The sequence below is a fragment of the Sphingomonas sp. NY01 genome (assembly GCF_038809135.1).
In the GTDB taxonomy this organism is placed as follows: domain Bacteria; phylum Pseudomonadota; class Alphaproteobacteria; order Sphingomonadales; family Sphingomonadaceae; genus Sphingomonas; species Sphingomonas carotinifaciens.
Map to the genome: position 1 here is coordinate 769,800 of NZ_CP101722.1, position 19,574 is coordinate 789,373.

Below are 19,574 nucleotides of genomic sequence, written 5' to 3' on the forward strand. Positions count from 1 at the left end.
GTCAGGCCAGCACGACGTCGCGCAGGATCGCGTCGAGCAGCAGCGCACCGGCCTCCGTCACGATCAGGCGGGGGCCGTCCCGGACGATCAGGCCATGGGCGGACAAGCGGCGGACGGCGGCATCGTCGATCATCGCTGAGCCGTCCGCCAGCGCCTCGACGCGGGCAAGGTCGACGCCTTCGCGCAGGCGCAGGCCCATCACCAGCGCCTCGGTCGCGCGGGTGACGGGGGCGAGGTGATCCTCCACCTCGATGCCATGCCCGTTGCGATCGACCGCGGACAGCCAGTTCTCCGGCTTGCGACGGCGGCTGGTCGCATGGCCCGTGCGCCGTCCATGCGCGCCAGGGCCGATGCCGGCATAGTCGCCGTAGCGCCAGTATGTGAGGTTGTGGCGGCTCTCCGCGCCGATGCGGGCGTGGTTGGACGTTTCATAGGCGGGGAGGCCGGCAGCGGCGGTCATGGCGCGTGTCGCCTCGAACAGGTCGGCGGCGGCATCGCCGTCGGGAATGGTGAGGCGGCCGGCGGCGGCCTCCGTGGCGAAGCGGGTGCCGGGTTCGATGGTGAGCTGGTAGAGCGACAGGTGTTCGGTCCCGAACGACAGCGCGCGGGCCAGCTCGGCCTGCCACGCCGCCAGCGATTGATCCGGGCGGGCATAGATCAGGTCGAAGCTGACACGCGGGAAGGTCGCCTGCGCGGTGGCGAGCGCGCGCAACCCTTCATCCACGCCGTGCGCCCGGTCTAGGAAGCGCAGCGCCGCATCGTCGAGGGCCTGCAATCCCAGCGACACGCGGTTGACCCCGGCGGCGGCCAGATCGGCAAAGCGCGCCGCCTCCACCGAGGAAGGGTTCGCCTCCAGCGTGATCTCGATGTCCGGCGCAAAGCCCCAGGCGCGCTCGGCGGCGTCCAGGATCGCCGCGACGGTGGCCGGCGGCATCAGCGACGGGGTGCCGCCGCCAAAGAAGATCGAACCCAGCCGCCGGCCCGGCAGCGCCGCCACCTCATGCGCGAGATCGGCGAGCAGCGCATCGCGCCAGCGCGCCTGATCCACCGCCTCGCGGACATGGCTGTTGAAGTCGCAATAGGGACATTTGGAGACGCAGAAGGGCCAATGGACGTAAAGCGCGAGATCGGGGGGCGTTGCGGCAGGCATGATGCGCGCCGATATGGCCGTGATGATCCCGTTACGCCACCCGCTGATCGCCGCCCTGTTGATGCTCGCGTCTTGCGCGCAAGGACCCGAACGCGTGGTCGAGCCGCGTCCCTCCACCGCGCCGGTCGCGCGTGGCGAGGGGCTGTTGCGGCGGGCGATGCTGGACGGGCAGAATGCGGCGCGCGGTGCGCTCGGCATCGCGCCGCTGGCATGGAGCGACACGCTGGCGAGAAGCGCGCGCGCCTATGCCGAGGAGATGGCGCGCACCGGCCGCTTCCGCCATGCCGACCAGCCGCAGGGACCGGGCCGCGAAGGCGAGAATTTGTGGACGGGGACGCGGGGCGCCTATGCCTATGACGAGATGGTCGGGCATTGGGTGGCGGAGAAGCGCGACTTCGTGAACGGCGTGACGCCGAACTTCAGCCGCACCGGGCGGTGGGAGGATGTTGGGCATTATGCGCAGATCGTCTGGCGGAACAGCCGCGAGGTGGGCTGTGCGATGGCGAGCAACGCGAAGGATGATTTTCTGGTGTGCCGCTATGCGCCGAGCGGGAATGTGGTGGGCGAGCGGGCGTATTGAGGGGGGAGCCGGGAGCGTTGCACTGCTGGGCTGCCCCTCACCCTCCCACTGCCTGTGGCAGTGGGCCCCTCCCTCTCCCCGGAAGGGAGAGGGGTTTTTCGTATTGCTCCCTCTCCCCTCCGGGGAGAGGGTCGGGGTGAGGGGGGGCCAAGCAGTGCTTACGCCTCCCCTCAAAACATGATCAGAACACCGCCTTCACCAGTTGGCGGAAGGCGTCGCCGCGGTGGCTGATCCCGCTTTTCGCGTCCGAATCCATTTCGGCAAAGGTCGTGTCATAGCCGTTGGGCCGGAATATCGGGTCATAGCCATGGCCCTGGGTGCCGCGTGGCGGCCAGACCAGCGTGCCATCGACCCGCCCCTCGAACCATTCGACGTGCCCGTCCGGCCAGGCCAGCGCCAGCGCGCAGACGAAATGCGCGTCGCGCGGGGCATCCGGGGTTTCGCCAAGCCGATCCTCGACCAGCCGCATCGCCATGTCGAAATCCTTTTGCGGACCGCCCCAGCGCGCCGAAAAGATGCCGGGATCGCCGCCCAGCGCCTCGACGCACAGGCCGCTGTCGTCGGCCAGCGCAGGCAGGCCGGACAGGTCCGCCGCGGCCAGCGCCTTCAGCTCGGCATTGGCGACAAAGGTCGTGCCCGTCTCTTCCGGCTCCGGCAGGTCGAGATCGCCCGCCGAGACCGGCTCGACGCCGTAGGGCGCCAGCAGTTCGCGGATCTCGACGATCTTGCCCTTGTTATGGCTGGCGATCACCAGCTTGCCGGGGCCGAGCTTGCGGATCGCCTGCGGTTCGCGGCCCTCGCCGCTCATGCCGCAACCGCCTTTGCCTGTGCCGCGAAGATCTCGTTGCAGCCCATGCGGGCGAGGCGGAGCAGGCGGAGCAGCGCTTCCTCGTCATAGGTGGCATGTTCGGCGGTCGCCTGCACCTCGGCGATATGGCCGTTCTCCAGCAGCACGAAATTGGCGTCCGCATCGGCGGCCGAATCCTCGACATAGTCGAGGTCGAGGACGGGCGTACCCTGATGGATGCCGCACGACACCGCGGCTACCTTCTGCCGGATCGGATCGCTGGTCAGCTTGCCGTCGCGCAGCAGGGTGTCGACCGCCATGCGCAGTGCGATCCATGCGCCCGAGATGGAGGCGGTGCGCGTGCCGCCGTCCGCCTGGATCACGTCGCAGTCGAGCACGATCTGCCGCTCGCCCAGCGCCTTCAGGTCGACCACCGAGCGGAGCGAACGGCCGATCAGCCGCTGGATCTCCTGCGTACGGCCCGACTGCTTGCCCTTGGCCGCCTCGCGGCTGCCGCGGGTGTGGGTGGCGCGGGGCAGCATGCCATATTCGGCGGTCACCCAGCCTTCGCCCTTGCCGCGCAGGAAGGGGGGCACCCGCTCCTCGATCGAGGCGGTGACGAGCACCTTGGTGTCGCCGAACCCGATCAGCACCGACCCCTCGGCATGGCGGGTGAAACGGGGCTCGACGGTGATGGGACGCATCTGGTCTGGCGTGCGGCCGGAGGGGCGCATGGACGTTCCTTCATTCTGGATGTTTGTTGCCCGGTTAGCCTTCCGTTCGGGGGTGCGCCAGCCTAGATCACATCCATGGCCACCCCGCCGATCATCGAACTGAGTGCGCGCGCCCGCGACATCTTTCGCGTGGTGGTCGACAGCTATCTGGAAAGCGGCGTGCCGGTGGGGTCGAAGACGATCGCCCGGTCGGGGATCAACCTGTCGCCGGCCTCCATCCGGGGCGTGATGCAGGAACTGGAGGAGGTGGGGCTGCTCGCCGCGCCGCACACCTCCGCCGGGCGGATGCCGACCGAACAGGGCCTGCGCCTGTTCGTCGACGGCATGATGCACGTCCATGAGCCGAGTGCGGAGGAACGCGCCGCGATCGAGGCGCGGGCGGGCACGCATGGGCCGGTCGAGGAGGCGCTGGCGGCGACCACCGCGATCCTGTCCGGCCTGTCGGCCTGCGCGGGGCTGGTGATGGTGCCCAAGCGCGAGGTGAAGCTGCGCTCGATCGGGTTCGTGCCCCTGTCGCCGGTACAGGCGCTGGCGGTGCTGGTCAGCGAGGACGGATCGGTCGAGAACCGCGTGCTGCAGGTGCCGGGCGGCATGACCTCCTCCGCACTGGTGGAGGCGGGCAATTTCATGACCGCGACGCTGGGCGGACTGACGCTGGCGGAGGCGCAGGGGCGGCTGGAGCGCGAGCTGAAGGGCACGCGCGCGGCGCTGGACGGTGCGGCGCGCGAACTGGTCGAACGCGGTCTTGCCGTGTGGAGCGAGGATGGCGAGCGGCGGCCGGTGCTGATCGTGCGCGGGCAGGGGCGGCTGATCGATGCCGCCGCCGCCGCCGATCTGGAACGGGTGCGCGATCTGCTCGACGATCTGGAGGGCAAGCAGGAAATCGCCAGCCTGCTCGATTCGGCGCGGGCGGGCGATTCGACCCGGATCTTCATCGGTGCGGAGAACAAGCTGTTCGCGCTGTCCGGATCCTCGGTGATCGCGCGACCCTTTCGCGGGCTGGACGGGCAGGTGGTTGGCGTGGTGGGGGTGATCGGCCCCACGCGGTTGAACTATGCCCGCGTCGTGCCCATGGTGGATTTCACCGCGGCGACGCTTGCCCGACTGATGGGCTGACCCCGACTTGTGCGTACAGGGAATATGATGAACGAGAACGAGACCAAGCAGCCGGAAACGCAGGATCTGCGCGAGGAAACGGCCGAGGCCGCGCCCGAAGTGGCGGAGCATGACGCGCTGGGAAGCTTGCGCGAGCAACTGGCCGAGGCGCAGCAGCAGACGCTGTATGCCCGCGCCGAGGTGCAGAATATCCGCCGTCGCGCCGAAAAGGACGTGTCGGACGCACGCGCCTATGCGTCCACCAATTTCGCCCGCGATATCCTGTCGGTGGCGGACAATCTGGGCCGCGCGCTGCAGGCGATCCCCGCCGACCTGCGCGAGGATGACAAGATGAAGGGCCTTGTCGCGGGGCTGGAGGCGACGGGCCGCGAGCTGGACAGCGTGCTGGGCCGCCACGGCATCACCAAGATCGCCGCGATGGGCGAGACGCTGGACCCCAATCGCCACCAGGCGATGCTGGAAATGCCCTCGGACGCGGCGCCCGGCACGATCGTGCAGGAAATGCAGTCGGGCTATATGATCAAGGATCGCCTGCTCCGCCCGGCACTGGTCGCGGTCGCCAAGAAGCCGGACTGATCGATCCATCGCTGCGCCCTCTCCCTCGGCGGGGGAGAGGGTTGGCAAGGGCGATCCTTGCGCTACACCCCTGCCCATGAACGACAATCTTTGCGCCGACCGGCCGACCTTCGTTACCCATCTCGAATGCTCGATGACCAGCGAGCGCTACGAGGCGGACCAGCTTCATGGCCTGTCGCGGGTCGGGCGCCCGCTGCTCGTCCGCTATGACCTGGATGCGGTACAGGCGGCATTGACGAAGGATGCGCTGTCGGGCCGGGAAACCGATCTGTGGCGCTGGCGCGAACTGCTGCCTGTCCGTCGTACCGAAAACATCGTCAGCCTGGGCGAGATCGAGACGCCGCTGATCCCGGTGCCCCGCTCGGGCGGCGCCAACGTGCTGGTCAAGGACGAGGGGCGCCTGCCCACCGGCAGCTTCAAGGCGCGCGGCCTCGTCATGGCGGTGGCGATGGCCAAGGAGCTGGGCGTCACCCGCATCGCCATGCCGACCAACGGCAACGCCGGCGCGGCGCTTGCCGCCTATGCCAGCCGCTGCGGGATCGAGACCATCGTCTTCTGCCCCGAAGACACCCCCGAGGTGAATGTGCGGGAGATCGCGGCTCAGGGTGCGCGCGTGTGGCGGGTGAACGGCCTGATCGACGATTGCGGCGCGATCGTGGGGAAGGGCGCGGCGGAGGGGCGGTGGTTCGACCTGTCGACGCTGAAGGAGCCGTACCGGATCGAGGGCAAGAAGACGATGGGGCTGGAACTGGCCGCACAGGGCGGCTGGCGGCTGCCCGATGCGATCTTCTACCCCACCGGCGGCGGCACCGGCCTGATCGGCATGTGGAAGGCGTTCGACGAGCTGGAAAAGCTCGGCTGGATCGGACCGGAGCGGCCGCGCATGTACGCGGTGCAGGCATCGGGCTGCGCGCCGATCGTCAAGGCGTTCGACGACGGCGTCGAGCATGCCGAACGCTGGGAGAATGCCCATACCGTCGCCGCCGGCATCCGCGTGCCGCGCGCGGTGGGCGATTTCCTGATCCTGCGCGCGGTGCGCGAATCGGGCGGCAAGGCGCTGGCGGTGGACGATGCCGATACGCTGCGCGCGGTGGCGGACTGCGCACGCGATGATGGCCTGTTGCTCTGTCCGGAGGGTGGCGCGACGCTGGCGGCGTATCGGGGTGCGCTGGCGACCGGCGAGGTGGATGCGGGTGAGCGCGTCGTGCTGTTCAACTGCGCGACCGGCCTGAAATACCCGATGCCGGAAGCGCCCAACTGGCTGGACCGGACCGCGCCGATCGACTTCGACGCGCTGTGACGGCTAGCGCCGGCCGATAGGGAAGGGGACCAGCGTCTCATATTGCGCAAGGCCGGGGGCGCCGGGCACCCGGCCCCCGTGTGCGAGCAGAAAGGCGTGACGCACGATTTCCGCCTGTTGTTCCAGCCCGTAGCGGCGAAAGGGCTGGCCGGGCTTCAGCGCATAGCCGTACCGGCAGAAAGGATGACGCGCGAGCGGCAGGCAAATGCCCTGCTGATGCTGCCAGATGTGCACCATCTCGTGGATGAACAGCCCTTGCTCGTGCAGCGGGCAGGCGCCGAAATCCTCGCGCCACAGGCCGCCCTTGGGGTGGAAATGGATGCAGCCGCGCGGGGCCATCACCGTATTGCGTGGCTGGAAAAAGGCCCATTTGGTCGGCGACAGGCCGACCGCGTCATAGTCGATCGTGTCGCCGAAGACGCTGCGCGCCAGCGCGGTTTCGGCAGGGGTCAGGGTACGTCGCTGCATCGCCCGTAAAGGTGGGACGGCGGCGGGCGCTTGCAAAGCCCTAGTTGCCGAGCAGCTTCATCACGTCCTGCTGGCTCTGATTGGCCTGGGCGAGCATCGAGGCGGAGGCCTGTTTCAGGATCTGCGCGCGGGCAAGGTTCACCGTCTCGACCGAGAAATCCGCATCCTCAATCCGCGAGCGTGCGTCGGACAGGTTGGTGGTGTTGGTGGTCAGGTTGTTGACCACCGATTCCAGCCGGTTCGCGGTGGCACCGATGCCGGCGCGCATGCTGGATACCTTGGAAAGCATCTCGTCCATGCGCTTCATCGTGTTTTCGGAACGATAGCGGTTGGTGACGTTCAGTTCGTCGGTGAGGGTGAAATCTTCGTGTCCCGTATAATAGTAGTAGCCACCATTCTCATCATGCCATTGGTCGCCGGGCTGCTGGTAAACGGTGGTGCCGATCTGTTCCTTTGTGATCACTTGCCCGGCACGCTTTGCGCCGGCGTCATAATCTTCGAATGTGATGAGATGCTGCTGCGAGGAATATGTCGTAGCCGGGGTCGCAAGCCGTTGGCTTCCATTATATCGACGATGGTAAGATAGCGGCAGGTTGTCGATTTTGATGTCGATCCTGTCGTTGCTGTTCGCGCCCGCCTGCACCGAAATCTTCGTGCCACGCTCCGGTTCTGGCTCGTCATAAGGCCAGTGATACAGCGCGGTATCGAACAGCTTCACGCCGTTGAATTGCGTGTTGTTCAGCGTCGTTTCGATCTGCTTGGCGAGCGCTGTCACCTCGACCTGCAAAGCCGCACGGTCATTGTCGCTATAGGTACCCGACGCCGCCTGCACCGCCAGCTCGCGGATGCGCTGGGCCATGCTGGTCACCTCGCCCAGTGCGCCATCGGCGGTCTGGACCAGCGAGGTGCCGTCGATCGCATTGCGCATCCCCTGGCGCATGCCCATGATCTGTGCGGTCATGGTCGACGCGATGGCGAGGCCGGCGGCGTCGTCCTTGGCCGAATTGATCCGCTTGCCGGTCGACAGCCGGTTCATCGCGGTGTCGAGGCTCGTCTCCGCCAGCCGCGACGCGCCCAGCGCGCGCAGGGCCGCACCGTTGGTGTTGATGACCGTCATGACCCCGAATCCTCCCGCCGGACTCCCATTTCCGACGGGGGATCATGCGGTTGGGCCGCGGCGACGGCCTATCCGGACTTTTTCCGGATATGCTTAACGCGCGATTAGCTATCTGCCGGGCGGGGTGCGCCTGCAGCGATCACCTTGGCACCCGTCACGATGCGGCGGCCATCGGAGAAGCTCAGCGTCAGGGTGATGTAGCGTCCGGGCTTCACGCCCGGATTGACGTCGAACAGCATGACGTGCCGCCCACCCGGCGCGAACACCACGTCGGTATGCGCCGGGATCGGCACCGAGGCGATCGGCCGCATGCCGTTCGCCATGCTTTCATGCATTTCCGAGCGGATCGCGACATCGGTGGTCACGTTGATCAGCGTCTTGGCCTCCGGCCCGCCATGCACGGTGAAATAGGCCGCGGCCGGTCGGCCCGGTACCGCACCGAGGCGCGCCCAGGCGTCGCCGGCTTCCACCGTGGTGCGCGCCGTGTCGCAGGAGGGCAGCGCGGCGAGCGCCAGCACCGTCCAAACAATGCCCAAACCGGTGCGCAACGCCCGTCTCTCCCGTGCCGTTCCGAAAATCGTCCACATCCCTATGACGCCGTCAATCTTGCGGCAAGCATTGGCCCACCTATATCCGCCCCATCAACGCAACGGTTGCGCCGCCGTAACGGGGCGCGGCCGGGGCATTTCTTAGAGAGTGTGAGGGGCTATCAGGACTCATGGCTAAAGTTATCGGTATCGATCTGGGCACCACGAACAGCTGCGTTTCGGTCATGGAAGGCGGCAAGCCCAAGGTGATCGAAAATGCGGAAGGCGCGCGCACGACGCCGTCGATCGTCGCCTTCGCCAAGGATGGCGAGCGACTGGTCGGCCAGCCGGCCAAGCGCCAGGCGGTGACGAACGGCGACAACACCATTTTCGCGGTGAAGCGCCTGATCGGCCGCCGCTTCGACGATCCGATCACCAAGAAGGACACCGAACTGGTGCCCTATAAGATTGCGCGCGGCCCCAATGGCGACGCGTGGGTCTCGGCCGGCGGCAAGGATTACAGCCCGTCGCAGATCAGCGCCTTCACCCTTCAGAAGATGAAGGAAACCGCCGAATCCTACCTGGGCGAGACGGTGACGCAGGCGGTGATCACCGTGCCGGCCTATTTCAACGACGCACAGCGCCAGGCGACCAAGGACGCCGGCCAGATCGCCGGCCTTGAAGTGCTGCGCATCATCAACGAGCCGACGGCGGCCGCGCTCGCCTATGGCCTGGAGAAGCAGGACGGCAAGACGATCGCGGTCTACGACCTTGGCGGCGGCACCTTCGACGTGTCGATCCTGGAGATCGGCGACGGCGTGTTCGAGGTGAAGGCCACCAATGGCGACACCTTCCTGGGCGGCGAGGATTTCGACAACAAGCTGGTCGAATATCTGGCCGAGGGCTTCAAGAAGGACGAGGGCATCGACCTCGCCAAGGACAAGCTCGCGCTCCAGCGCCTGAAGGAAGCGGCTGAAAAGGCGAAGATCGAGCTGTCGTCGGCGGCCTCGACCGAGGTCAACCTGCCGTTCATCACCGCCGATCAGAACGGGCCGAAGCATCTGGTCAAGACGATCACGCGCGCCGATCTGGAGCGTCTGGTCGACGACCTGATCAAGCGCACGATCGAGCCGATGAAGAAGGCGCTGGCCGATGCGGGCGTCAAGACCGACGACATCAGCGAAGTGGTGCTGGTCGGCGGCATGACCCGCATGCCCAAGGTCCGCGAGGCGGTGAAGACCTTCTTCGGCAAGGATCCGCACACCGGCGTGAACCCGGACGAGGTCGTGGCGATGGGTGCCGCGATCCAGGCCGGCGTGCTGCAGGGCGATGTGAAGGACGTGCTGCTGCTCGACGTGACCCCGCTGTCGCTGGGTATCGAGACGCTGGGCGGCATCATGACCAAGATGATCGACCGCAACACCACGATCCCGACCAAGAAGAGCCAGGTCTACTCTACCGCGGACGACAACCAGGGCGCGGTCACCATCCGCGTGTTCCAGGGCGAGCGCGAAATGGCGCAGGACAACAAGCTGCTGGGCCAGTTCGATCTGGTCGGCATCCCGCCTGCGCCGCGCGGCGTGCCGCAGATCGAGGTCACCTTCGACATCGACGCCAACGGCATCGTCAACGTGTCCGCCAAGGACAAGGGCACCGGCAAGGAGCAGCAGATCCGCATCCAGGCGAGCGGAGGCCTGTCGGACAACGACATCGAGCAGATGGTGCGCGATGCCGAGCAGTTCGCCGAGGAGGACAAGAAGCGCCGTGCGGCAGCGGAGGCGAAGAACAACGCCGAATCGCTGATCCACACCACCGAGCGCCAGCTTGCCGAGAATGGCGACAAGGTGGACGACGCCCTGAAGTCGGAAATCGAGGCGGCGATCGCCGAGACCAAGTCGGCGGTCGAATCGGACGATGCCGACCGCATGACCGAAAAGGCCCAGGCCCTGGCCCAGGTAGCGATGAAGCTCGGCCAGGCGATCTACGAGAAGCAGGCGCAGGCCGACGCTTCGCCCGCCGCCGGTGCCGATGCGTCCAAGCAGGACGACGTGGTCGACGCCGAATTCTCGGAAGTCGACGACACCAAGGCCTAAGGGCATGACCCCGTCCCGTCCCGCCGGCGCGAACGCCCGGGGGACGGGGCCCACGGGGCGGGGACGAGCATGAGCACGACGATCGATTATTACGAACTGCTCGAATGCGAGCGGACTGCGGACGACGCGACGATCAAGTCGCGGTATCGCAAGCTGGCGATGCAATATCACCCGGATCGCAACGCCGGGTGCAAGGATTCCGAGGCCAAGTTCAAGGCGATCAGCGAAGCCTATGACTGTCTGAAGGACCCGCAGAAGCGCGCGGCCTATGACCGGTACGGCCATGCCGCCTTTCAGCAGGGCGGCGGCGGTGGTGGCGGTGCCCAGGATTTCGGCGGCTTCTCCGACATCTTCGAAAGCGTCTTCGGCGAATTCATGGGCGGCGGACGTGGCGGCGGGCGGCAATCCGCGCGGCGCGGTGCGGACCTGCGCTACGACATGGAAATCAGCCTGGAAGAGGCGTTCCATGGCAAGGATACGGAGATCACCGTCGACGTGTCGGCGGCGTGTGACACCTGCCACGGCACCGGTGCGAAGCCGGGAACCAGCGCGCGCACCTGTCAGCACTGCAACGGGCACGGCAAGGTACGGGCACAGCAGGGCTTCTTCGTGGTCGAGCGCGCATGCCCGGTCTGCCAGGGTGCGGGCCAGGTCATCGCCGACCCTTGCGCCGATTGTCGCGGCGATGGCCGGATCGAGAAGACCAAGACGCTGTCGGTGAACGTACCGCCCGGCGTGGACGAGGGTACGCGCATCCGCCTGTCGGGCGAAGGCGAGGCCGGGGCGCGGGGCGCACCGCCGGGGGATCTCTACATCTTCCTGCACGTCAAGCGGCATGCGCTGTTCGAACGTGAGGGGACGACGCTGTTCGCCCGCGCGCCGATCAGCTTCACCACCGCAGCGCTTGGCGGATCGCTGTCGATTCCCGGGCTCGATGGCCGCACGCATGAGATCAAGATTCCGGCGGGCATCCAGTCGGGCAAGCAACTGCGCCAGCGCGGCGCCGGCATGCCCGTGCTGCAAGGTCGCGGGCAGGGCGATCTGGTCGTGCAGATCGAGGTGGAGACGCCGACCAAGCTGTCGACGCGCCAGCGCGAGTTGCTGGAATTGTTCCGGGAAACGGAAACCGGTGAAGAATGCCCCGAAAGCCAGGGTTTCTTCACCAAGCTGAAAAACGTGTTCGCGGGCGAGTGACGCTACGGAAAGCGGGATCGTTGACGGTTTTTCCGTCGGCTTTCCCGCTTCATCCCACCGGAAATGACCGATAATTTCCGTCCGTGATGGCTGAGTTTCCATTTTTGCACTGTTCAGGCGCCAGTGGACGCGCCATCAGAGGCGCGTCCCGCCCCCCAGCGGGACCAAGGCACACGATTCTCCCATCTGGTGTGTCGCTCCGCTCGGCTACCTCCCTAACATAGCTGAGCGGAGCACCCGGGAGCCGCCTTTCCTCTATCCCCCCGGTGCTGGCCGATTCGCCTCAGGTGCTATTTGGCCCCGGGCAGGCCATTGCCGTTCCCTCCTGATCGATCGGAAGACCAGCATCACCAGTGATGAGGGCGCGACTTTCCGATGTCCGAAACATCTTCGCGTCTTCGCGTGAAATCCCCTTCCTTGCACCTTGGCGCGGGCAGATCCCTGAACGGCCTCTACCGATTGGGCCGACGGCTTACGTCCCGGAAAAGGAATTTCACGCGAAGACGCGAAGGAGGAACGCTCACGCGGAGACGCGGAGAGAGCCTGTTGCTCGACGTCTTTCATCTCTTGACTGGCCGACAAGCGTCGTTGGTGATCAGGAAGAGCCTGCGGCGCACGGTGCCCTGCGTCCTCCGTGCGACCACCTGACCGTCGCGGCGCGTGAGCACGGCTACCCTGCCAGCAGCGATGCACCGGAGATGTTGATGTTGGAACGGGGGGAGCAGCCGCCGCTGCTCGACCCCCGTATATCGCGCCACCGTGCCGGTTTTTCCGGCGGCATTCTCTCCCGAAAATCGTCTTTGTCGTTGTTTGGCGACGCGATGGCGGATGCCTACGCGAAACGCAGACCAAAAAAAAGGCCGCTCAGAGAGCGGCCGAAAAGTTTTTAGGAGAGGATGCCTGAAAGGCACAGTCTTTTTGCACCGCCGAAGCGATTGCCGCAATTGCAAGTTAAGCAAATTTAATTGCAATTATTGCAACTGTCGAGCCAGCTCGGAACATCCTGCTTTTACAATCGCTTACGCAGGTTCCTCAGCCGAAAACGCGCGCAAAGATCGTGTCGACATGCTTGAGGTGATAATCGAGATCGAACTTCGCCTCGATCTCCGCCACGGGCAATGCCGCCGTCACCTCGCTATCCGCCTTCAGCAGGTCGAGCAGCGACAGCGCGCCGTCCGATTCCCACACTTTCATCGCGTTGCGCTGGACCAAGCGATAGGAATCCTCGCGGCTGACACCGGCCTGCGTCAGCGCCAGCAGGACGCGCTGCGAGTGGACCAGCCCGCCCATGCGGTCGAGATTCTTCTGCATGCGCGCCGGATACACCACCAGCTTGTCGATCACCCCGGTCAGCCGGGCCAGTGCGAAATCGAGCGTGATCGTGGCGTCCGGGCCGATATAGCGCTCCACCGAGGAGTGGCTGATGTCGCGTTCATGCCACAGCGCGACATTCTCCAACGCCGGGGTGACATAGCCGCGCACCATGCGTGCAAGACCGGTCAGGTTCTCGGTCAGCACGGGATTGCGCTTGTGCGGCATCGCCGAGGAGCCCTTCTGGCCGGGCGAGAAATATTCCTCCGCTTCCAGTACTTCGGTGCGCTGCAAATGCCGCACTTCGGTGGCCAGCCGCTCGATCGAACTGGCGATCACGCCCAGCGTGGCAAAGAACATCGCGTGCCGGTCGCGGGGGATCACCTGCGTCGATACCGGCTCGACCGACAGGCCGAGCTTTTCTGCGACATGCGCCTCGACCGAAGGGTCGATATTGGCGAAGGTGCCGACCGCGCCCGAAATCGCGCAGGTCGCGACATCGTCACGCGCGGCGATCAGGCGGGTGCGGTTGCGTGCGAACTCGGCATAGGCCTGTGCCAGCTTCAGGCCGAAGGTGACGGGTTCGGCATGGATGCCGTGGCTGCGTCCGATCGTCGGCGTCAGCTTGTGCTCCTCGGCGCGACGCTTCAGCACGACGAGCAACTGGTCCAGATCATCAATCAGAATGTCGGCGGCACGCTTCAACTGCACCGCCAGGCAGGTGTCGAGCACGTCGGACGAGGTCATGCCCTGGTGTAGGAAGCGCGCTTCCGGCCCGGTACGCTCGGACACATGGGTCAGGAACGCGATCACGTCATGCTTGGTCTCGGCCTCGATCGCATCGATGCGCGCAATGTCGAAGTTGCCGGCGGCCTTGTCGGCTTCCCAGATGCGCTCGGCTGCTTGCTTGGGCACGACGCCCAAGGCGGCCAGCGCGTCGGTGGCGTGCGCCTCGATCTCGAACCAGATGCGGAATCGGGCCTGCGGGTCCCAGATCGCAGTCATTTGGGGGCGGGAATAGCGCGGAATCATGGAACACCTCGGTCTCGGGAACGGCACGGTTCACCCCGCTCCGCTCTCCGGAAGCACGGTGTGCCGAGCCGTTAGCAGGGCAGGGCGACCTCTTCAAATAAACCGGATCGGCCCCTATATGGACAATCGACGCTTGGTTGATGCAAGCTTCACGCAAGATCACGATCGTGATCCTACCAGTTTATCGATCCGACCATGATAATGGAGAGACGAGATGTTGAAGTACGCTATGCTCGCAACCGCCATGACCGTTGCTGTTCCTGCGCTTGCGCAAACGACGACGGCACCGGCGCAAACTTCGCCAGGTGCGGCGCAGACTGCGACACCGGCGGCGGCACCTGCCGGCGCTGATCCGGCACAGGCCGCTCCTGCCGAAGCAGCCGCGGCGCAGCCGGCGACCGCCAGCCAGGTCGCGCAGGTCGTGGACAGCCAGTGGGCGACCTATGACAAGGACGGCAACGGCTCGCTGAGCAAGGCCGAATTCTCCGAATGGATGGTCGCCCTGAAGGCGCAGACCGATCCGTCCGCGAAGGCCGAATCGGCGGATACCAAGAAGTGGGTGGGCACTGCCTTCGCTCAGGCGGACACCGACAAGAGCAAGTCGCTCAGCAAGTCCGAGGTGACGGGCTTCCTCACCGCCGGTCAGGGCTGATCGACCGGGCCGCCGCCCCCTTGTCACGGGGCGGCGGCCCTTTTCATATCAAGCCCTGCGAGCGCAGGCTGACATGCCCGCGTGCCCCGATGATCAGGTGGTCGTGCACCGCGATGCCCAGCCTGCGTCCGGCTTCCGCGATATTGCGCGTCACTTCGATATCGGCGCTGCTGGGCGAAGGATCGCCGCTCGGATGGTTGTGAACCAGGATCAGCGCGCTGGAGTTCAGGTCGATCGCGCGGCGGATGACCTCGCGGATATGGACCGCGGCCTGGTCGATCGACCCCTTGCTCATCACCTCGTCGCGGATCAGCATGTTCTTGGTGTTGAGGTGCAGCACCCGGAATCGCTCCACGCCGTGATGCGCCATGTCGGCGTGCAGATAGTCGAGAAGCGCCTGCCAGTTGGACAAGATCGGTCGCGATTCGGTGTGAGTCTGCACCAGTCGCAACGCGCAGGCCTGAGCGATCTTCAGCGCGGCGACCGCGGTTTCGCCCATTCCGTCCTGCTTCAACAAGGCGTCCGCATCGGCGGTCAGCACGCCGCCGATGCCTCCGAACTCGCGCAGCAGATTCTTGGCTAAGGGCTTGGTATCGCGGCGAGGAATGGCGGTGGCGAGCAGATATTCAATCAGCTCGTGATCCAGCAGCCCGGCCCCTCCCAGCAACCGTTGCCGCAACCGTGCCCGATGCCCCGCATGATCGCCTCCCCCTCCATCCCATCAGACTATCCCCGCCCCAACCCAATTGCCACCCCACCACCCCCCAAGGTAGAGAGCAAAAACGATTGGCAAGGGAAGGGTAGGCGTGAGCGGGGCGAGCGAGGAGGATCAGACGCCGCCGCCTCCCCGCCGCATGCAGAAGCGATATCGGCTGATCCTGGGACTGGCTGTCCTACTCGTGGCGGGAATGGTCGGCCTGTGGTTGTTTCGCATGCCGCTGGCGACCAGAATACTCGATCGCGAACTGGCTCGCCGGGGCGTACGGGCACGCTATGATGTCGAGGCGTTGGGGTTTGGCGGGCAGCGGCTGGCCAATGTCGTCTTCGGTGATCCGCGAAACCCCGATCTGGTGGCGGATTGGCTTGAAACCCAGACGCGGATCACACTCTCAGGACCAGAGGTGGTGGGTGTTCTGGCGGGGCGGGTGAGGATCAGGGGGAGGCTGAAGGACGGGCGGGTTTCCTTGGGCAGCCTGGACCGCCTGATGCCGCCGCCATCGGGCAAGCCGTTTTCCTTGCCGGACCTGTTCGTCGACGTGCAGGATGGCCGTATCCGATTGGAAACGCCGGCAGGACCGGTTGGCATCGCGGTGCGCGGTCGCGGACAGCTGAACGACGGCTTTGCGGGGCGGATTGCCGCCATCGCGCCCAGCCTGCAATTCGGCTCCTGCACGTTTTCGCAAGTTGCAACGCCGCTGCGTCTGCGCATCGTCGACGCCAAGCCCGCCATTTCCGGCGTCTTCCGTGTCGGTGATGCGCGGTGCGGTGATGCGCGCTGGAAGCGGGTGGCGGCGGACGTGTCGGTCAATCTTGGCGCGGCGATGGATCGCTGGCAGGGGCAGGCGCGGTTGATGACGGATGCCTTCCGCCATCCCCTTGCACGCGCGGCTGCGATGCGCGGCACGATCAGCTTTGCCGGGAGTGTCGCCAAAACATCCGGCCAAGTCGATCTGGCCGCCGAACGCGTGACAGCGGAGCAGGGCACGGCACGGGCGCTATCGGTTTCCGGTCGGTATGGCGTGGGGGATGTGCCGCGGTTCGAGGGGCGGGTGCGGCTGGGTGGGGGCGTGGTGGCGCCGCGGGTGATGGCGGACGTGGCGGGCATGGTGTCGGGCGGGCAGGGGACGCCGGTGGCGCCGCTGGCGTCGGCGTTGGCGCGGGCGGTGCGGGCGGCGGGGGCGGGGTTCGCCGTGGAGGCGGACGTGCAGGCGCGAGGGGGGGAGCAGACGGCGGTCGAGGTGGCGCGGCTGACGCTGGCGTCGCGGAGCGGGGCGCGCGTGGCATTGGCGGGCGGGAGCGGGCTGCACTGGCGTGCGGACGGTGCGCGCATCGACACGCGGCTGGCGATGGCAGGCGGCGGGATGCCGCAGGTGACGGCGACGCTGGCCCAGGCGCGCGTCGGCGCACCGGTGCGCGGCACCGCCACACTGGCCCCGTACCGGGCGGGCGGCGCGATGCTGGCACTGGACCGGATGCGCTTTTCGGCGGCGCTGGACGGTGCGACCCGGATCGAGACGCGCGCGACCCTGTCGGGGCCGCTGGGCGACGGGCGGATCGAGCGACTGGTGGTGCCGGTGGAGGCGCGCTGGGACGGGCGGCGGCGATTGATCGTCAACCCCGGTTGCGCGCCGGTGGCGGCGGAACGGGTGGCGGTGTCGGGGCTGGTGCTGTCGGGCGTGGCGCTCAGGCTGTGTCCGGTGGACGGGGCGGTGGTGCGGGTCGATGGCACCCGGGTGAGCGGCGGCGCGCGGGTGGCGACGGCGCGGCTGGCCGGGCGGCTGGGCGGCACGCCGGTGACGCTGGCGGCGCAGGATGCGACGCTGCGCCTGTCCGACCGCGGCTTCGTGCTGAGCGATGTCGCGGCGCGACTGGGCAGCGCGGAGCGGGTGACCCGGTTGAATATCGGGCGGCTGGAGGGCCGGATCGAGGGCGGAGCGGTGAGCGGTTTCTTTGCCGGCGCCGGCGGGCAGATCGCCAATGTGCCGCTGCTGCTGAACGGTGCGCGCGGGACATGGCGGCTGGCGGGCGGCGCGCTGACCCTGAACGGGGTGCTGGACGTGGATGATGCGGCCGAGACGGCGCGCTTCCAGCGCATGGCGGCACGCGACGTGACGCTGTCGCTGGTGAACGGCAGGGTTCATGCCACAGGAACGCTGTACGAGCCGTCGCAGACGGTGAAGGTCGCCGATGTCACCATCGATCACCAATTGTCGAGCGGGACGGGTGCGGCGGACCTGCGCGTGCCCGGATTGACCTTTACCGAGACCTTCCAGCCCACGCTGCTCACCATGCTGACCTATGGTGTGATCGCCGATGTGCGGGGCACGGTTCGCGGCGACGGGCATATCGCGTGGGGCGCGGACGGCGTCACCTCGACGGGAACGTTCGCCACCGACGGCACCGACCTGGCCGCGGCGTTCGGACCGGTGAAGGGGATCAACGGGACGATCCGCTTCACCGACCTGCTGGCGCTGGAAAGCGCACCGGATCAGGTGGCCACGATCAAGTCGATCAACCCCGGTATCGCGGTGACCGATGGCGTGATCCGTTACCGGACGCTGCGCGATACGCGAGTGAAGGTGGAGGGCGGCGCATGGCCCTTTGCCGGCGGATCGCTGACGCTGGACCCGACGCTGCTCGACTTTTCGCAGCCGGCCGAGCGGCGGATGACCTTTCATGTGCGCGGCGCGGCGGCCGACCAGTTCCTGCAACAATTCGACTTCGAGAATTTGAATGCGACCGGCGTGTTCGATGGCGAGTTGCCGATGGTGTTCGATGACAGGGGCGGACGGATCGAGCAGGGATCGCTGATGGTACGCGAAGGCGGCGGCACCCTCGCCTATGTCGGCGATCTCAGCCAGAAGGACCTGGGATTGTGGGGCAATCTGGCGTTCGGTGCGCTGCGCTCGCTGCGCTATCGCACGCTGGGGGTGACGATGAACGGGCCGCTGGCCGGCGAGATGGTGACCGATGTGCGCTTTACCGGCGTGAGCCAGGGCAAGGGCGCCAAGTCGAACTTCCTGATCCGGCGGCTCCAGCGCCTGCCCTTCGTGTTCAACATCCGGATCAAGGCGCCGTTTCGCGGGCTGCTCGATTCCGCCCAGTCCTTCTGGGACCCCAAGCGACTGGTGCAGCGCAACCTCCAGAGCCTGATCGAGGAACAGAACAAGCGCGCGGCGCCGCCCGCCGGCACCGCCCCGACGGGCGGGGTCATTCAGCCGCCGGCAAGCGGAACCGTGCCAAAAACGAGACGGGATTGACGATGGACAAGAGGACACCGATCTTGGGGAAGATGGCTGGGGCGATAACGATCGCGCTGGTCGGCATGGCGCCGGGGGGATGCGTGAACATCTCGGCGCCCGACAAGCCGATCGAGATCAACCTCAACATCAACGTGACGCAGGAAGTGGTGTATCGCCTGGACAATGAGGCGAAGTCGCTGATCCAGCAGAACCCGGGGATTTTCTAAGATGCGCAGCTTCGTGTTGAACATGATGGTCGCCACGGCGGCGATCGGCGGCCTTTCGGCGGCGGCCTGGGCGCAGCGCGACCCCGCCTATGCGGCGGCGCGCTCGGCGGGCCAAGTGGGCGAGCAGCCCGACGGCTATATCGGCATCGTCGGCGCCGCGACGCCGGAGCTGCGCGCGTTGGTCAACAATATCAATATCCAGCGCAAATCCGCCTATACCCAGAAGGCGCAGGCCAGTGGCGCCACCGTCGAGCAGATGGCGTTCACCAGCGGGTGCAACCTGATCGCCCAGACCGATGCGGGCGAGAAGTACAAGGGGCCGGACGGGGTGTGGAAGACGCGCACCGGCGCGGCGCCGGAGCGGGATTCGCGCTGCGTTTGATGGGGGTGGCAGTCGGAGTGTGAGCGGGGATATTTTCCCTCGCCCCTCTGGGGAGAGGGAAGGGGCCCGCTGCCTTCAGGCAGTGGGAAGGGTGAGGGGTAGACCAGCAGTGCTGCGCTGCTTGGCAGCCCCTCACCCTCCCATCGCTTCGCGACGGGCCCCTCCCTCTCCCCGTTGGGGAGAGGGGTAGGCCGGGCAATGATGGGAATCTTTCCCCTCGCCCCTTCGGGGAGGGGGATGAGATTTCGATTGTGACACTAGTGCGGCCAGCCGGTTGACTTGGGGGGCCACGCTTTCTAAACGGACGGCGCCTTGGCGGGGTCGCTCGCCGTTCGTGCGCTTTCCTTCCGGCTGACAGGTTCAAAA

Annotated in this window: 18 protein-coding genes; 10 read left to right on the forward strand and 8 right to left on the reverse strand. The window is 66.7% G+C overall.

The features are described from left to right. Position 1: 1 nt before the first annotated feature. The gene (gene hemW, locus NPJ82_RS03780; protein WP_342658397.1) at positions 2-1,150 is read right to left on the reverse strand and encodes a radical SAM family heme chaperone HemW; all 1,149 of its coding nucleotides are present in this window, start codon (positions 1,148-1,150) and stop codon (positions 2-4) included. Here hemW and NPJ82_RS03785 point away from each other — a divergent pair. Next, complete coding sequence (locus NPJ82_RS03785) at positions 1,149-1,730, forward strand: CAP domain-containing protein (protein ID WP_342658398.1); 582 nt, start codon at positions 1,149-1,151, stop codon at positions 1,728-1,730. The genes hemW and NPJ82_RS03785 overlap by 2 nt on opposite strands. 181 nt (positions 1,731-1,911) lie before the next feature. Here the strand turns inward: NPJ82_RS03785 and rdgB are convergent, their stop codons facing one another. Next, positions 1,912-2,538 carry an RdgB/HAM1 family non-canonical purine NTP pyrophosphatase gene (gene rdgB, locus NPJ82_RS03790; protein ID WP_342658399.1) on the reverse strand — a complete coding sequence of 209 codons (627 nt, stop codon included), beginning with the start codon at positions 2,536-2,538 and terminating at the stop codon, positions 1,912-1,914. Continuing rightward, positions 2,535-3,251, reverse strand: a complete 717-nt coding sequence (gene rph / locus NPJ82_RS03795; protein ID WP_267347375.1) for a ribonuclease PH — start codon at positions 3,249-3,251, stop codon at positions 2,535-2,537. Before rph ends, rdgB begins: the two co-directional genes overlap by 4 nt. Positions 3,252-3,326: 75 nt before the next feature. On the opposite strand from rph, the gene hrcA reads away from it, so the two are divergent. The 3 genes from hrcA to NPJ82_RS03810 all read left to right on the forward strand — a co-directional run bounded on the left by hrcA (position 3,327) and on the right by NPJ82_RS03810 (position 6,243). Next, on the forward strand, positions 3,327-4,367 hold the full coding sequence (gene hrcA / locus NPJ82_RS03800) for a heat-inducible transcriptional repressor HrcA (RefSeq protein WP_149682140.1): 1,041 nt from the start codon (positions 3,327-3,329) through the stop codon (positions 4,365-4,367). Between the two features lie 27 nt (positions 4,368-4,394). Continuing rightward, the gene (gene grpE, locus NPJ82_RS03805; RefSeq protein ID WP_112382281.1) at positions 4,395-4,943 is read left to right on the forward strand and encodes a nucleotide exchange factor GrpE; all 549 of its coding nucleotides are present in this window, start codon (positions 4,395-4,397) and stop codon (positions 4,941-4,943) included. 76 nt (positions 4,944-5,019) lie between these two features. Next, entirely contained in the window at positions 5,020-6,243 is a 1,224-nt protein-coding gene (locus NPJ82_RS03810) for a threonine synthase (RefSeq protein ID WP_342658400.1), read from the forward strand. Positions 6,244-6,246: 3 nt separating this feature from the next. On the opposite strand, the gene NPJ82_RS03815 is transcribed toward NPJ82_RS03810, so the two are convergent. From NPJ82_RS03815 to NPJ82_RS03825, 3 genes are all read right to left on the reverse strand, one after another. Further along, entirely contained in the window at positions 6,247-6,711 is a 465-nt protein-coding gene (locus NPJ82_RS03815; RefSeq protein ID WP_149682138.1) for a vgr related protein, read from the reverse strand. 40 nt (positions 6,712-6,751) lie between these two features. After that, positions 6,752-7,828 carry a flagellin gene (locus NPJ82_RS03820; RefSeq protein ID WP_342658401.1) on the reverse strand — a complete coding sequence of 359 codons (1,077 nt, stop codon included), beginning with the start codon at positions 7,826-7,828 and terminating at the stop codon, positions 6,752-6,754. A gap of 104 nt (positions 7,829-7,932) precedes the next feature. After that, positions 7,933-8,376, reverse strand: a complete 444-nt coding sequence (locus tag NPJ82_RS03825) for a copper chaperone PCu(A)C (RefSeq protein ID WP_342658402.1) — start codon at positions 8,374-8,376, stop codon at positions 7,933-7,935. A gap of 170 nt (positions 8,377-8,546) precedes the next feature. Here NPJ82_RS03825 and dnaK point away from each other — a divergent pair, with 170 nt between their 5' ends. Next, positions 8,547-10,448 (forward strand): molecular chaperone DnaK, encoded by a 1,902-nt coding sequence (gene dnaK / locus NPJ82_RS03830; RefSeq protein WP_342658403.1) that lies wholly within the window; start codon positions 8,547-8,549, stop codon positions 10,446-10,448. A 69-nt stretch (positions 10,449-10,517) separates the two neighbouring features. Then, positions 10,518-11,642: a molecular chaperone DnaJ gene (dnaJ, locus tag NPJ82_RS03835; protein WP_112382096.1), complete on the forward strand. Its 1,125-nt coding sequence runs from the start codon at positions 10,518-10,520 to the stop codon at positions 11,640-11,642. A gap of 1,032 nt (positions 11,643-12,674) precedes the next feature. Here dnaJ and purB read toward each other — a convergent pair. Continuing rightward, positions 12,675-13,985 (reverse strand): adenylosuccinate lyase, encoded by a 1,311-nt coding sequence (gene purB / locus NPJ82_RS03840; RefSeq protein WP_342658404.1) that lies wholly within the window; start codon positions 13,983-13,985, stop codon positions 12,675-12,677. A 214-nt stretch (positions 13,986-14,199) separates the two neighbouring features. On the opposite strand from purB, the gene NPJ82_RS03845 reads away from it, so the two are divergent. Then, entirely contained in the window at positions 14,200-14,637 is a 438-nt protein-coding gene (locus NPJ82_RS03845; protein WP_342658405.1) for an EF-hand domain-containing protein, read from the forward strand. A 43-nt stretch (positions 14,638-14,680) separates the two neighbouring features. On the opposite strand, the gene radC is transcribed toward NPJ82_RS03845, so the two are convergent. Continuing rightward, entirely contained in the window at positions 14,681-15,316 is a 636-nt protein-coding gene (radC, locus tag NPJ82_RS03850) for a DNA repair protein RadC (RefSeq protein WP_342658406.1), read from the reverse strand. A 127-nt stretch (positions 15,317-15,443) separates the two neighbouring features. Here radC and NPJ82_RS03855 point away from each other — a divergent pair, with 127 nt between their 5' ends. Genes NPJ82_RS03855 through NPJ82_RS03865 form a run of 3 tightly spaced genes read left to right on the forward strand, consistent with a single transcriptional unit; the run spans position 15,444 to position 19,208 of the window. After that, positions 15,444-18,617, forward strand: coding sequence for a YdbH domain-containing protein (locus NPJ82_RS03855; protein WP_342658407.1), 3,174 nt, complete (start codon positions 15,444-15,446; stop codon positions 18,615-18,617). 32 nt (positions 18,618-18,649) lie between these two features. Further along, positions 18,650-18,826: a YnbE family lipoprotein gene (locus tag NPJ82_RS03860; protein ID WP_112382282.1), complete on the forward strand. Its 177-nt coding sequence runs from the start codon at positions 18,650-18,652 to the stop codon at positions 18,824-18,826. A gap of 1 nt (position 18,827) precedes the next feature. Next, entirely contained in the window at positions 18,828-19,208 is a 381-nt protein-coding gene (locus tag NPJ82_RS03865) for a YdbL family protein (RefSeq protein WP_149682130.1), read from the forward strand. The last annotated feature ends 366 nt before the right edge of the window (positions 19,209-19,574 follow it).

Excerpts from the sequence above, each read along its gene's own strand:
- NPJ82_RS03820 (WP_342658401.1), bottom strand. The coding sequence starts at position 7,828 with ATGACGGTCATCAACACCAACGGTGCGGCCCTGCGCGCGCTGGGCGCG.
- NPJ82_RS03865 (WP_149682130.1), top strand. The coding sequence starts at position 18,828 with ATGCGCAGCTTCGTGTTGAACATGATGGTCGCCACGGCGGCGATCGGC.
- rdgB (WP_342658399.1), bottom strand. The coding sequence starts at position 2,538 with ATGAGCGGCGAGGGCCGCGAACCGCAGGCGATCCGCAAGCTCGGCCCC.
- NPJ82_RS03785 (WP_342658398.1), top strand. The coding sequence starts at position 1,149 with ATGATGCGCGCCGATATGGCCGTGATGATCCCGTTACGCCACCCGCTG.
- dnaK (WP_342658403.1), top strand. The coding sequence starts at position 8,547 with ATGGCTAAAGTTATCGGTATCGATCTGGGCACCACGAACAGCTGCGTT.
- NPJ82_RS03810 (WP_342658400.1), top strand. The coding sequence starts at position 5,020 with ATGAACGACAATCTTTGCGCCGACCGGCCGACCTTCGTTACCCATCTC.
- grpE (WP_112382281.1), top strand. The coding sequence starts at position 4,395 with ATGAACGAGAACGAGACCAAGCAGCCGGAAACGCAGGATCTGCGCGAG.
- NPJ82_RS03860 (WP_112382282.1), top strand. The coding sequence starts at position 18,650 with ATGGCTGGGGCGATAACGATCGCGCTGGTCGGCATGGCGCCGGGGGGA.
- hemW (WP_342658397.1), bottom strand. The coding sequence starts at position 1,150 with ATGCCTGCCGCAACGCCCCCCGATCTCGCGCTTTACGTCCATTGGCCC.
- hrcA (WP_149682140.1), top strand. The coding sequence starts at position 3,327 with ATGGCCACCCCGCCGATCATCGAACTGAGTGCGCGCGCCCGCGACATC.
- rph (WP_267347375.1), bottom strand. The coding sequence starts at position 3,251 with ATGCGCCCCTCCGGCCGCACGCCAGACCAGATGCGTCCCATCACCGTC.
- NPJ82_RS03845 (WP_342658405.1), top strand. The coding sequence starts at position 14,200 with ATGTTGAAGTACGCTATGCTCGCAACCGCCATGACCGTTGCTGTTCCT.
- purB (WP_342658404.1), bottom strand. The coding sequence starts at position 13,985 with ATGATTCCGCGCTATTCCCGCCCCCAAATGACTGCGATCTGGGACCCG.
- dnaJ (WP_112382096.1), top strand. The coding sequence starts at position 10,518 with ATGAGCACGACGATCGATTATTACGAACTGCTCGAATGCGAGCGGACT.
- NPJ82_RS03815 (WP_149682138.1), bottom strand. The coding sequence starts at position 6,711 with ATGCAGCGACGTACCCTGACCCCTGCCGAAACCGCGCTGGCGCGCAGC.